A 12,837-nucleotide genomic window follows, 5' to 3' on the forward strand; every position below is an offset into this window, starting at 1 on the left:
AGGGGACGCCAGCGGCTATGGTGGCAGTCTGTCTCCGGGCGGGCTGCCACGGCTGACGCGAACCATTGAAGAGGTAAGGCGATGAAAGGCTTGCTGGGATTCTTCAAGGCCCTGACCGTGGTGTTCTGGTGGGTGGTGCTGGTGAATCTGCTGATTCCCGCGGAAAAACCCTTCCACCAGCTGATCAACCTGGCCGGGGCGGCGTTGCTGGGGCTGCACTTTCTCGAAGTACTGTTCTACAACGGTCGCCTGCGCGAGCGCAGTCACCGCTGGTTCGACCGCCTGCAGATCCTGCTGGTGGGCATCTTCCATATTCTTTCCATCCCCGCACCCCGCAAGGAAGTTCCGCATGCGTAAGCTGATGCTGTTGACCGCGTTGTTCAGCCCGCTGGTCCTGGCCGATTCCCTGAGCGTGGCACCGCATTCGGTGTTGCGCCTGGCGAGCAAGGCCAGTGTCGTTCACCTGGAGCGCCTCGAGGTGGCGGAGGCGGCCAGCCTGGTGCTGCCGGCGAGCCTGGTGGAACTGAGGATCGATCAACTGACGCTGGGACGCGATGCGCGGATTTCCGTGGTCTCGGCCGAAGATCCCCTGCGCGTCGAGGTGGCCCGGGCGCAGTTGGCCGAAGGCAGCCTGATCAGCGCCACCGGGGCAGCGGGCAACTACGAGCGTGCGGCCAGGCCGGGACGCAGCCTGGACCTGCGTCTGCGCCAGTTGCAGGCGCCGCTGCTGTCGATCGACGCCCGCGGTGGTGCGGGGGCGCCGGGGTATGTCGGCCTCGATGGGGCCAACGGCAAGGCCGGTGGCTGCACCTGGGGTTCGGCGAGTCGCGGGGCCAATGGCGACGATGGCGGCAATGGCCATGATGGCGCCGCGGGTGGTCGGGTGCATTTGGTCGTGCCGGCAGATTATCCGGCCGAGCGGATCAAGGTGCGCCTGGAAGGCGGTGCGCCGGGCGTCGCGGGTGCGGCCGGCAAGGCCGGGCAGGGCGGGGCGAGCAAGGGCTGCCTGGTGTATCGCACCGAGGCCGGGGCCAATGGCCGGCCCGGGGCGGCCGGGCAGCCGGGGATGGCGGGGGCGGCTGGAGAACTGAGCGTTCAGCGCCTCTGATCATCTTTGTTCTCGATGGCCTCATCGCTGGCAAGTCAGCGATGAGGCCATCGAGTCAGAAGGACAACCTCGAGGTCGCCACCAGCACCACGGCAATCCCCAGCAGCAGATTGATCCCCACCAGCCTGCGAATCCGCCCCAGCACCGCGGCGCCCGCCGCCCAGTCACCGGCTTCCACCGCCTTGCGCAATTCCGGCAGCAGCAGGCTCTGGATCCGCATGAACAGGGCGAACATCGCGATCCCGCCGCCAATCATCACCTGTACATGGCGCGGTGCACTATCCAGCGTGCCGAAGTGCATGTGCAGCATGCCGACGCCACTGATCGCCAGGACGAGGATCGCGATCCATACCCAGCTGAAAAAACGCGGAAACACTTCCAGCCACAACTGCAGGCGGGCGGGGCCTTCGAGGACGCTGGCGGCCGCCGGGCGCAGGACCATCCAGGCGAAGAACATGCCGCCGACCCAGACCAGGGCGGCCAGGACATGCAGGCTGTAGGGAAGGGCAAAGGCGGTCATCGGGCACTCCGTTCGGCGCAAAGGACAATAGCGGGGTATGATAGCCGGCTCATCGAAAACACTGAAAATATATCCAGCCCTCCGCGGGCGCCCGAGACCATGATCAGCAACGAACTCAAGTCCCAGATTCAGGGCGCCTACTCGCGTTTCCTCGAAGCCAAGAGCCTCAAGCCGCGCTATGGCCAGCGCCTGATGATCGCCGAAGTCGCCAAGGTGCTCGGCGACATCGACGTCGACGACGAAGGCCGGCGTAGCGGCGATCCCGCCGTGGTCGCGGTGGAGGCCGGCACCGGTACTGGCAAGACCGTGGCCTACAGCCTGGCCTCGATCCCCGCGGCCAAGGCCGCCGGCAAGCGCCTGGTGATCGCCACCGCCACCGTCGCCCTGCAGGAACAGATCGTGTTCAAGGACCTGCCGGACCTGATGCGCAACAGCGGCCTGAATTTCAGCTTCGCCCTGGCCAAGGGCCGCGGTCGCTACCTGTGCCTGTCCAAGCTCGACCTGCTGCTGCAGGAAGGCCATGCGCAGAGCGCCACCGCGCAGCTGTTCGAGGAGGAAGGCTTCAAGATCGAAGTGGACGAGGCCAGCCAGAAGCTGTTCAACAGCATGATCGAAAAGCTCGCCGGCAACCGCTGGGACGGCGATCGTGACAGTTGGCCCACCGCCCTCGAAGACCAGGACTGGGCGCGGGTCACCACCGATCACAGCCAGTGCACCGGGCGCCATTGCCCGAACTTCGGCCAGTGCACCTTCTACAAGGCCCGCGAGGGCATGGGCAAGGTCGACGTGATCGTCACCAACCACGACATGGTCCTCGCCGACCTGGCCCTGGGCGGTGGCGCCGTGCTGCCGGATCCGCGCGACACCATCTACGTGTTCGACGAGGGCCACCACCTGCCGGACAAGGCCATCGGCCACTTCGCCCACTACAGCCGCCTGCGCTCCACTGCCGACTGGCTGGAGCAGACCGCGAAGAACCTGACCAAGCTGCTGGCCCAGCACCCGCTGCCGGGTGATCTGGGCAAGTACATCGAACAGGTGCCGGAGCTGGCACGGGAGATCAAGACCCACCAGCAGTTCATGTTCAGTGCCTGCGAGCAGGTGGCCGATTTCCGCCCCGGCGAGGACGTGGAGGGCCGCGAGCGTCCGCGTCACCGTTTCGTCGGCGGGGTGGTGCCGGAGCATATCCGCGAGATCGGCATCGAACTGAAGAAGGGCTTTGCCCGCCTCAACGACCTGTTCACCCGTCTCGCCGACCTGCTCAAGGAAGGCATGGACGGTGAGGTCAACATCGGCATCGCCAGTCACCAGGCCGAGGAGTGGTATCCGCTGTTCGGCACCCTGCTGACCCGGGCCCAGGGCAACTGGGAACTGTGGACCGCGTTCACCGCCGAAGACCCGCAGGACAGCCCGCCCATGGCGCGCTGGCTGACCCTGGCCGAGAGCGGGGCGCTGTTCGACATCGAGGTCAACGCCAGCCCGATCCTCGCCGCCGAGATGCTCCGGCGCAATCTGTGGAGCGTCGCCCACGGCGCCCTGGTGACCTCCGCGACCCTGACCGCGCTGGGTACCTTCGACCGTTTCCGCATGCGCTCCGGTCTGCCCAAGGCGGCGATCACCGCGGTGGTGCCGAGCCCGTTCCACCATACCGATGCCGGTGTGCTGCGAGTGCCCGACCTGCGCGCCGACCCGCGGGATGCCGCCGCCCACACCGCGGCGATCATTCGCGACCTGCCGGACCTGGTGGAAGGCTCGCGCGGGTCGCTGGTGCTGTTCTCCTCGCGCAAGCAGATGCAGGACGTATTCGACGGCCTGGATCGCGACTGGCGCCGGCAGGTGTTCATCCAGGGCAACCTGTCCAAGCAGGAAACCCTCAACAAGCACAAGGCGCGGGTCGACGACGGTGAATCCAGCGTGCTGTTCGGCCTGGCCAGCTTCGCCGAGGGTGTCGACCTGCCGGGTGCCTACTGCGAACACGTGGTCATCGCCAAGATCCCCTTCGCCGTGCCGGATGATCCGGTGGAGGCGGCCCTGGCCGAGTGGATCGAAGCGCGGGGCGGCAACCCGTTCATGGAGATCGCCGTGCCGGATGCCTCGCTCAAGCTGATCCAGGCCTGCGGTCGGCTGCTGCGGACCGAAGAGGACCGCGGGATCATCACCTTGCTGGATCGTCGGGTGGTCACCCAGCGCTATGGCAAGGCTATCCTCAATGCGTTGCCGCCGTTCCGGCGGGAAATCTCTTAGTGTTCCGGGCCTGCTTTGCAGGCCTTCGCGGGCAAGCCACGCTCCTACAAAGCGAAAGGACCGCAACGCGGTCCCGAATTCGTTGTCTACTCGTCGGAATCAAGGCCGAACCCGGCCCTCTCAAGGAGAACCACACCCCCATGCTGCGCCGTACCCTGCCTGCCGTTATCGCACTGTTGATCAGCCAGCCCCTGCTGGCCGGGCAACAGACGCTGTTCAACTTCGTGCGTCCGACCTCGGTGGTCACGGTGGCGACCGGAGATGCCAGCCTGCCGCAGTACAACGCGGAGCAGACGGCCGAAGGCGAGGTGCTGCGGCGGGTGGTGTTCAACCCGGCACCGCGGCCGAACCTGCGCATGAGTCCGCAGACGGGCGTGTGGGACTGGTCGGCGCAGAAGGCCCTGACCCTGCGCCTGCAAAGCGGCATGGACTGGGCCCTGACCGTCGATGTCAGCATCGAGAGCGCCGACGGCAAGATCCTCACCAGCCGCATCGACCTGCCCGCCGGCCCGGCGCAGACCGTGGTGGTTCCGCTGCAGGCCAGCTCGCCGCTGAGCCAGGGCATGCGCGCCGGTCCGCCGATGCCCTGGACCTTCGAAGGCCAGCGCGTGCTGGTCGGCAGCAGCAGCGGTGAGCTGGACCTGAGCCGGGTCAGCGCCGTGACCCTGTCGATGAACCAGCCGAACGTCGCCCAGAGCGTGCTGATCGAACGGATCAACGTGCAGGACGACGATCGCCTGCAACAGGCGGCCTACGCCGGGCTGATCGATGGCTACGGCCAGTTCTCCCGCGGCCGCTGGCCGGAAAAGGTCGGTAGCGACGAACAACTGAAGAGCGCCGCGGCCAGGGAGCAGCAACAGCTGAAGACCTGGCTGGCCGAGCGCCAGAAGCAGCCACTGGACCGCTTCGGCGGCTGGACCGGCGGGCAGACCTTCGATGCCAAGGGCTTTTTCCGCACGGTCAAGCGCGATGACCGCTGGTACCTGGTGACCCCGGAAGGCCATCCGTTCTACTCCCTGGGAGTCAATGCGGTGAACGACGAGCCGGGCCGCACCTACGTGGCCGGCCGCGAGCCAATGTTCAGCGAACTGCCGCCAGCGGATTCGCCCCTGGCGACCTTCTACGGCGAGGGCAACAACAACGACGGCAATGCCTCGTCCCGGGGCCGCGCCTTCAATCAGGGCCGCTGGTTCGACTTCTATGCCGCCAACCTCGAACGTGGCCATGGCCAGCCCTGCGCGAAACCGGCTGCCGAGCAGCCCGCCGCGCCTTGCCCGGCGCCGGCCTTCGACGCCGCGCGCTGGCAGAGCCACAGCCTCGATCGCCTGCAGGCCTGGGGCTTCAACACCCTCGGCAACTGGAGCGAGGCCAGCCTGGGCCAGGCGCAGCGGGTGCCCTATACCCTGCCGCTGGCCATCGTCGGTGACTACGCCAGCATCAGCACCGGCATGGACTGGTGGGGTGCCATGCCCGACCCGTTCGACCCGCGCTTCGCCATGGCCACCGAGCGCGCCGTGGCCATCGCCGCCCGCGACCACCGCGACGATCCCTGGCTGATCGGTTACTTCGCCGACAACGAACTGGCCTGGGCCGCCCCTGGCGACGATCCCAGGTCGCGCTACGGCCTGGCCTACGGCACCCTGCGCCTGACCACCGACGTGCCGGCCAAGCGGGCCTTCCTCAAGCAGTTGCGCGACAAGTACCGCAACCAGGAGGGCCTGTCCAAGGCCTGGGGGATCCAGCTCACGGCCTGGGAACTGATGGAGGACCCGGGCTTCGAGCCGCCGCTGCCGAGCCCCGAGCACCCGCAGATCGAGGAAGATTTCAAGCACTTCCAGCGCTCGTTCGCCGATGCCTATTTCAAGACCATCTCCGATGCGCTGAAGTGGCATGCGCCGAACCATCTGCTGCTCGGTGGCCGCTTCGCCGTCACCACCCCGGAAGCGGTGGCCGCCTGCGCCCAGTATTGCGATGTGCTGAGCTTCAACTTCTATACGCCCAAGCCGCAGGACGGCTACGACTTCGCCCAGTTGCGCGCGCTGGACAAGCCGATCCTGGTTTCCGAGTTCCACTTCGGCTCCCGCGATCGCGGGCCTTTCTGGCCGGGGCCGATGGAGGTCGCCCGCGAGGAAGACCGCGGCCCGGCCTATGCGGCCTTCCTCAAGGCAGCCCTGGCCGAGCCGGCGATCGTCGGCGCGCACTGGTTCCAGTTCTTCGACCAGCCGGCCAGCGGACGCCTGCTGGATGGCGAGAATGGTCATTTCGGCCTGGTGGCCATCACCGATGTGCCCTATCAGGGCTTCATCGACCAGGTGCGCAAGGCCAACCTGCAGGTGGAGAAGGCGATCGTCGGTACGCCGCCAGCGCCCCGTGAGGCGCAGGCTGAAGCGGTCAAACCCTGAATCCCAGATGAATAACGACGCGGTCTGACCCGCGTCTGTTCCCAAATCCCTCGCGGGCTGAAACAATGCCCGCCACTTTTCAGACAGGTTGTGCAGGAGTCGCCGGGTGCAGATTCAGGGTCATTTCGAGCTCGAGTTCGAGGCGGTACGCGAGGCCTTCGCGGCCCTTTTCGACGATCCCCAGGAACGCGGCGCGGCGTTGTGCATCCAGGTCGGTGGCGAAACCGTGCTGGACCTGTGGGCCGGCAGCGCCGACAAGGACGGCCAGGAGGCCTGGCACAGCGACACCATCGCCAACCTGTTTTCCTGCACCAAGACCTTTGCCGCGGTCACCGCCCTGCAACTGGTGGGCGAGGGCAAGCTGCAACTGGATGCGCCGGTGGCCCGCTATTGGCCCGAGTTCGCCCAGGCCGGCAAGGAAGCGGTGACCCTGCGCCAGTTGCTCTGCCACCAGGCCGGTCTGCCGGCGATCCGCGAACTGCTGCCCGCCGAAGCGCTGTACGACTGGCAGGCCATGACCGACGCCCTGGCCGCCGAAGCGCCGTGGTGGACGCCGGGCACCGCCCATGGCTACGCGGCGATCACCTATGGCTGGCTGATCGGCGAACTGATCCGCCGGGTCGATGGTCGTGGTCCGGGTGAGTCCATCGTCGCGCGCACCGCCAGACCCCTGGGGCTGGACTTCCATATCGGCCTGGACGACGCGGAATTCCACCGCGTCGCCCACATCGCCCGGGGCAAGGGCAACCTTGGCGACGAAGCGGCGCAGCGCCTGTTGCAGGTGACCATGCGCGAACCCCAGGCTCTGTCGACTCGCGCCTTCACCAACCCGCCGGCGATCCTCACCAGCACCAACAAGCCGGAATGGCGGCGCATGCAGCAACCCGCGGCCAATGGCCACGGCAACGCCCGCAGCCTCGCCGGTTTCTACGCCGGCCTGCTCGACGGCAGCCTGCTGGAGTCGGAATTGCTTGACGAGCTGACCCGCGAGCACAGCCTGGGCGACGACAAGACCCTGCTGACCCGCACCCGTTTCGGCCTGGGCTGCATGCTCGACCAGCCGGACGTGGCCAACGCCACCTTCGGCCTCGGTGCCCGTGCCTTCGGGCATCCGGGGGCTGGCGGATCGGTGGGCTTCGCCGACCCGGAGCACGATGTCGCCTTCGGTTTCGTCACCAATACGCTCGGCCCTTACGTCCTCATGGACCCTCGCGCGCAGAAACTGGTGCGGGTCCTGGCCAGCTGCCTTTGATCGGTTGCCGCTGTACCCGGCAGCCTCATTGGCTATCCTGCAACCACTTCGTTGGTATTTTTTCTTTCATTTTCATGGTGTATCGCTGATGTCTTCACATAAAACCTTAGCTCTCGCTCTGTGCCTGGCCATCACTGGTTGCGCCCAGCATCCCCAGAACGACAGCGCTGCCGGCGGTAGCAGCTGGTGGCCGTTCGGCTCGGACAAGGTGGCCGACCAGGAAGTGAAGGACGCGGTGAACGAGAAGGTGGCCAAGGCCGAAGCCAAGTCGGAAGCCAAGTCCGAAGGCGGCAGCTGGTGGTGGCCGTTTGGTGGCAGCGACGACAAGGCCGCCGCGAAGACCGCCGCGGTACCGAAGATCGACGTCAAGGCGACCCAGGCCTGGCTGGACAGCTACGAGCCGAAGCTGCGCGAGGCGATCAAGGACAGCAAGCTGGAGCTGGAGCGCCGCGAAGACGTGCTGGTGGTAACCCTGCCGGTGGACAGCGGCTACAACCCGGACCGTCCGGCCATGCTCCTGCCGATTTCCCTCGGCCCGATCACCCGGGTCGCCAAGATCATCGAAACCGACAGCAAGACGGCCGTGCTGGTCCTCGGCCATGCCGACAGCAGCGGTGCCGCCGTGGCCAACCAGAAACTTAGCCTGGAGCGCGCCCAGTCGGTGTCGGCGATCTTCCGCCTGAGCGGCCTGCAGCGTGACCGCCTGAACCTGCGCGGCATGGGCGCGGTGGCGCCGCGCGCAGCCAACGACAGTGTCCAGGGCCGTTCGCTGAACCGTCGGGTGGAAATGATCCTGACCCCGCAGGCGACCATGGTCGCGCTGCTCGCCAAGTACCAGCAGCCGACGCCGAGCCCGGCCGAACTGGTCGCCGTGCAGGACGCCAAGCCGGCCGCCGCCGCCAAGCCAGCCACCAAGGCCGCCGCCAAACCCGCGGCGAAAGCCCCGGCCAAGGGCACTGCAGCAAAGAAAGCCGCGCCGGCGAAAACCGCCGCGGCCCCGAAAAAAGCGGCTCCAGCCAAACCGGCTGCGAAAAAAGCCGAGCCCGCGGCGAAGAAGGTCGCGGCCAACAACAGCCCTGCGAAGACCAACTGATCCTCTCAAGGAACGCTGTAGATGACTCAATCCCTGGCTGATATGCGCCGTGACTACACCCGCGATGGCCTGGCCGAGGCCCAGGCCCCGACCGAGCCCTTCGCGCTGTTCCACCAATGGTTCGCCGACGCGGTGAAGACCGAACAGGCCCCGGTGGAAGCCAATGCGATGACCCTCGCCACCGTCGACGCGCAAGGCCGGCCGCATTGCCGCGTCCTGCTGCTCAAGGGCCTCGACGAACAGGGCTTCACCTTCTTCACCAACTACGAGAGCGCCAAGGGCCAGCACCTGCAGGCCAATCCGTTCGCCGCCATGACGTTCTTCTGGCCGGCGCTGGAGCGCCAGGTGCGTATCGAGGGGCGGGTGGTCAAGGTCTCGGCCGAGGAGTCCGATGCCTATTACCAGGTGCGCCCGCTGGGCAGTCGCCTGGGTGCCTGGGCTTCACCGCAGAGCCAGGTGATTGCCGATCGTGGTGAGCTGGAAGACCTGCTCAAGGCCACCGAGCAGCGTTTCAGCGACAGCCAGCCGGACTGCCCCGAGCACTGGGGGGGCTACCGCCTGCTGCCGGAGCGCATCGAGTTCTGGCAGGGACGCGCCAGCCGCCTGCATGACCGTCTCAATTACCGCCTGCAAGACGGCGCCTGGCTGCGCGAGCGGCTGGCGCCTTAACCGCCCTGATAGCCGGCGGCCTCGCGTTCCAGCCAGGTCGCCAGCTCCTTGCGTTTGACCTTCTGCGTCCGTGCGGCCTCCAGCCGTTGCAGCATGAATGCGCGCTTGCCTTCGTCCTTGCCGGCGAACGACAGGGCCAGGTCGCGGTCGGTCCAGCGTCTGATCCGCACATACAGCCAGCCGTGGAAATACAGGCCGGCCACGGTGGTGACGGCGATGATGAAGTAATCCATGTCTATTCTTGTTTCCCAAGTCTTCTGAGGGTTCAGGGTCTGCTGCCTGTACTGAAGCTGAATGGAAGCAATTTTTCCCTGGGTGCATCGTGACAGTCGTCAATGCGCGCAGTCTAATGAGCACCTGTCTTGAGGAGATGATCCTATGCGTAAATCTGTACTGCTGGTCGCATCGTTCACCACGATGTCACTGTTGCTGGGCGGTTGTGCCTCCAACCTGTCCGGTGATTCCTATTCCCGGGACGAGGCGCGTCGCGTGCAGACCGTTCGCGTGGGCACCATCGAATCCCTGCGTCCAGTGAAGATCGAAGGCACCAAGACCCCGATCGGCGGTGGCGCCGGCGCGGTCGTCGGTGGTGTCGCCGGTAGCGCCATCGGTGGCGGCCGCGGCAGCATTGTCGCCGCGGTGATCGGTGCGGTCGCCGGTGGCCTGGCGGGTTCCGCCGCGGAAGAGGGCCTGACCCGTACCCAGGGCGTGGAAATCACCGTGCGCGAGGACGACGGCAGCATGCGCGCCTACGTGCAGCAGGTTCAGGAAAACGAGATTTTCCGGGTCGGTGAGCGCGTGCGCATCATGACCGTCAACGGTACCAGCCGCGTCAGCCACTGAGCGATAGCACCAGAAAGCGAAAACCCCGAGCCGGCTCGCGCCGCTCGGGGTTTTTTCTTGCCTGCGAATCAGTGGGCCGGCTGTTTCGGGCTGGACAGCGCGGTGATGGTGTAGCCGATGATCGCGGCGAGGATCGAGCCGGTGAGGATGCCCATGCGGTCCATGCCTACGTATTCGCTGACACCGGGCACGAAGGCCAGGGAGCCGACGAACAGGCTCATGGTGAAGCCGATGCCGCAGAGGATCGCCACGCCGAGGACCTGTCCCCAGTTGGCGCCGGCGGGCAGGGCGGCGAGGCCGAGCTTGATGGCGATCCAGGTCAGGCCGAACACGCCGATGGTCTTGCCCGCCAGCAGGCCGACGGCGATGCCCATGGGCACCGCGTGGGTGAAGCTTTCCAGGGTCACCCCGGCCAGCGAGACGCCGGCGTTGGCGAAGGCGAACAGCGGCAGGATGCCGTAGGCCACCCACGGATGCAGCGCATGTTCCAGGCTGAGCAGCGGCGAGGTCTCGGCATTGCGCGTGCGCAGCGGGATGCACAGGGCCAGGGTGACGCCGGCGAGGGTGGCGTGGACGCCGCTCTTCAGCACGCAGACCCAGAGGATCAGGCCGATCACCAGGTAAGGTCCGAGCTTGACCACGCCGAGCCGGTTCATGGCGATCAGTGCCACCAGGCAGGCCGCCGCCAGCATCAGCGACAGGGTGGACAGGGCGCCGGAGTAGAACAGGGCGATGATGATGATCGCGCCGAGGTCGTCGATGATCGCCAGGGTCATCAGGAAAAGCTTCAGCGATACCGGCACGCGCTTGCCGAGCAGGGCCAGCACGCCGAGGGCGAAGGCGATGTCGGTGGCGGTGGGAATCGCCCAGCCGGCGATGGCGGCGGGATTGTCACGGTTGAGGAACCAGTAGATCAGCGCCGGCACCAGCATGCCGCCGAGGGCCGCGGCACCGGGCAGGACCACCTGGGACGGCCTGGACAGGTGGCCTTCCACCAGCTCGCGCTTGACCTCCAGGCCGATGAGCAGGAAGAACAGGGCCATCAGGCCGTCGTTGATCCACAGCAGCAGCGGCTTGGCGATGCTCAGCGCACCGATCTGTACCGCCACCGGGACTTCGAGCAGGCCGTTGTACAGCCAGGACAGGGGTGAATTGTTGACGATCAGGGCCAGCACCGCGGCGGCGATCAGCAGCAGACCGCTGGCGGCTTCCAGCTGGAAGAATCGGGTAAATGTGCTACGCAGAGGCAAGGTCGCTCCTCCATCGAATTGCAAAAAGGCTGAACACCCTAACCGGTTGTGTTATTCAATAAAATAAAAATTATATTCTTTTTTGTTATAAGCTATTTCAAGTTTTCCATGGCTATCGGGCTTTTCTGGCAAGCGTGTAGGGATTTGCTTGTAAGGACGGTAGTCGCTTCTACAGTCTTTCGCCCTCATCCCGGAGAACCGCCTATGAACCATCACCGCACCTGGGTTCGTGAAGCCATCCGCATCATCGAAGCCGATTTCCAGCGCAGCGCCGATACCCATCTGATTCCGCTGTCGATGGCCGGCTTTCCCGATGTCGACCTGTATTTCAAGGACGAATCCAGCCATCCCACCGGCAGTCTCAAGCACCGTCTGGCCCGCTCGCTGTTTCTCTATGCCCTGTGCAATGGCTGGCTGCGTCCCGGTGCGCCGGTGATCGAGGCGTCCAGTGGTTCCACGGCGATTTCCGAAGCTTATTTCGCCCGCCTGCTCGGCCTGCCGTTCATCGCGGTGATGCCGGCGACCACCTCGCGGGAGAAGATCGCCCAGATCGAGTTCTATGGTGGCAAGCCGCATCTGGTGCAGGATCCGACGCAGATCTACGCCGAATCCGAGCGCCTGGCGCGGGAAAGCGGTGGGCATTTCATGGACCAGTTCACTTACGCCGAGCGCGCCACCGACTGGCGGGCGAACAACAACATCGCCGAGTCGATCTTCAGCCAGATGCACTTCGAGCGACATGCCGAGCCGGCGTGGCTGATTTCCAGTCCGGGCACCGGCGGTACCACTGCGACCCTGGGGCGCTACGTGCGTTACCGCCGGCATCCGACCCGGGTACTGTGCGCCGATGCCGAGCGTTCGGTGTTCTTCGACTGCTATCGCACGGGCGACCGCGAACTGCGCCTGGACTGCGGCTCGCGGATCGAGGGCATCGGTCGGCCGCGGGTCGAGGCGTCATTCCTGCCGGCGGTGATCGACGCCATGGTCAAGGTGCCGGATGCCCTGTCGCTGGCGGCCATGCATTACCTGGCCAGACGCCTGGGCCGGCGCGTGGGAGGATCGAGCGGGACCAACCTGGTCGGCGCATTGCAGGCAGCGTTGCATATGCAGTCGGCGGGGGAGTCGGGATCGATCGTGGCGATCCTCTGCGACAGTGGTGAGCGTTATGCGACCACCTACTACGATGAGGATTGGCTCAAGGCCCAGGGCTTCGAACTGGAGCGGTTGATTGCGCTGGTGGCCGGGTGTGTGGAGCGGGGGGAGGCGTTGCCGGAGAGTGTGCTGCGCGAAGGGATCTGAGAACAGCAGTGGCCTCATCGCGGGCAACGCCCGCTCCCAGTGTGCCCGGCATGGGCCAAAATCAGTCACCTGAAAGCGGTGACCAGAATGAGTGACGACAACTGTAGTGAAACGCAAGGTGGACGCCGTGAGGCCAAGCTGAAAGAAGCGCGTAGCG

General features: G+C 66.1%; 12 protein-coding genes. 9 read left to right on the top strand and 3 right to left on the bottom strand.

Features of this window, described 5'->3' with window-relative positions:
* Positions 1-81: 81 nt before the first annotated feature.
* Both RTI28_RS06090 and RTI28_RS06095 read left to right on the top strand, forming a co-directional pair.
* Positions 82-357, top strand: coding sequence for a DUF1145 domain-containing protein (locus RTI28_RS06090; RefSeq protein ID WP_316919597.1), 276 nt, complete (start codon positions 82-84; stop codon positions 355-357).
* A complete protein-coding gene (locus RTI28_RS06095) occupies positions 350-1,108 on the top strand; it encodes a collagen-like protein (protein WP_316919598.1) in 759 nt (252 codons plus the stop codon). Before RTI28_RS06090 ends, RTI28_RS06095 begins: the two co-directional genes overlap by 8 nt.
* Positions 1,109-1,163: 55 nt before the next feature.
* Here RTI28_RS06095 and RTI28_RS06100 read toward each other — a convergent pair whose 3' ends face one another.
* On the bottom strand, positions 1,164-1,628 hold the full coding sequence (locus RTI28_RS06100) for a CopD family protein (protein ID WP_042122808.1): 465 nt from the start codon (positions 1,626-1,628) through the stop codon (positions 1,164-1,166).
* 99 nt (positions 1,629-1,727) lie between these two features.
* Between RTI28_RS06100 and dinG the strand changes: the two genes are divergently transcribed.
* From dinG to pdxH, 5 genes are all read left to right on the top strand, one after another.
* Positions 1,728-3,872: an ATP-dependent DNA helicase DinG gene (gene dinG / locus RTI28_RS06105; RefSeq protein ID WP_316919599.1), complete on the top strand. Its 2,145-nt coding sequence runs from the start codon at positions 1,728-1,730 to the stop codon at positions 3,870-3,872.
* Between the two features lie 140 nt (positions 3,873-4,012).
* Positions 4,013-6,274, top strand: coding sequence for a beta-galactosidase (locus RTI28_RS06110; protein ID WP_316919600.1), 2,262 nt, complete (start codon positions 4,013-4,015; stop codon positions 6,272-6,274).
* A gap of 106 nt (positions 6,275-6,380) precedes the next feature.
* Positions 6,381-7,526 (top strand): serine hydrolase domain-containing protein, encoded by a 1,146-nt coding sequence (locus RTI28_RS06115; RefSeq protein ID WP_316919601.1) that lies wholly within the window; start codon positions 6,381-6,383, stop codon positions 7,524-7,526.
* A gap of 88 nt (positions 7,527-7,614) precedes the next feature.
* The gene (locus tag RTI28_RS06120; protein ID WP_316919602.1) at positions 7,615-8,619 is read left to right on the top strand and encodes an OmpA family protein; all 1,005 of its coding nucleotides are present in this window, start codon (positions 7,615-7,617) and stop codon (positions 8,617-8,619) included.
* A 21-nt stretch (positions 8,620-8,640) separates the two neighbouring features.
* Positions 8,641-9,288 (top strand): pyridoxamine 5'-phosphate oxidase, encoded by a 648-nt coding sequence (gene pdxH / locus RTI28_RS06125; protein WP_316919603.1) that lies wholly within the window; start codon positions 8,641-8,643, stop codon positions 9,286-9,288.
* Here pdxH and RTI28_RS06130 read toward each other — a convergent pair.
* Entirely contained in the window at positions 9,285-9,521 is a 237-nt protein-coding gene (locus tag RTI28_RS06130) for a hypothetical protein (RefSeq protein WP_316919604.1), read from the bottom strand. The two genes, pdxH and RTI28_RS06130, sit on opposite strands and share 4 nt — an antisense overlap.
* A gap of 145 nt (positions 9,522-9,666) precedes the next feature.
* Here RTI28_RS06130 and RTI28_RS06135 point away from each other — a divergent pair, with 145 nt between their 5' ends.
* On the top strand, positions 9,667-10,131 hold the full coding sequence (locus RTI28_RS06135; protein ID WP_042122822.1) for a glycine zipper 2TM domain-containing protein: 465 nt from the start codon (positions 9,667-9,669) through the stop codon (positions 10,129-10,131).
* A gap of 68 nt (positions 10,132-10,199) precedes the next feature.
* On the opposite strand, the gene nhaA is transcribed toward RTI28_RS06135, so the two are convergent.
* On the bottom strand, positions 10,200-11,381 hold the full coding sequence (gene nhaA / locus RTI28_RS06140) for a Na+/H+ antiporter NhaA (protein ID WP_316919605.1): 1,182 nt from the start codon (positions 11,379-11,381) through the stop codon (positions 10,200-10,202).
* Between the two features lie 204 nt (positions 11,382-11,585).
* On the opposite strand from nhaA, the gene RTI28_RS06145 reads away from it, so the two are divergent.
* Positions 11,586-12,680: a PLP-dependent cysteine synthase family protein gene (locus RTI28_RS06145; protein WP_316919606.1), complete on the top strand. Its 1,095-nt coding sequence runs from the start codon at positions 11,586-11,588 to the stop codon at positions 12,678-12,680.
* Positions 12,681-12,837: the final 157 nt, after the last annotated feature.

The sequence above is a fragment of the Pseudomonas sp. zfem002 genome (genome assembly GCF_032621685.1).
Lineage (GTDB): Bacteria > Pseudomonadota > Gammaproteobacteria > Pseudomonadales > Pseudomonadaceae > Aquipseudomonas > Aquipseudomonas japonica.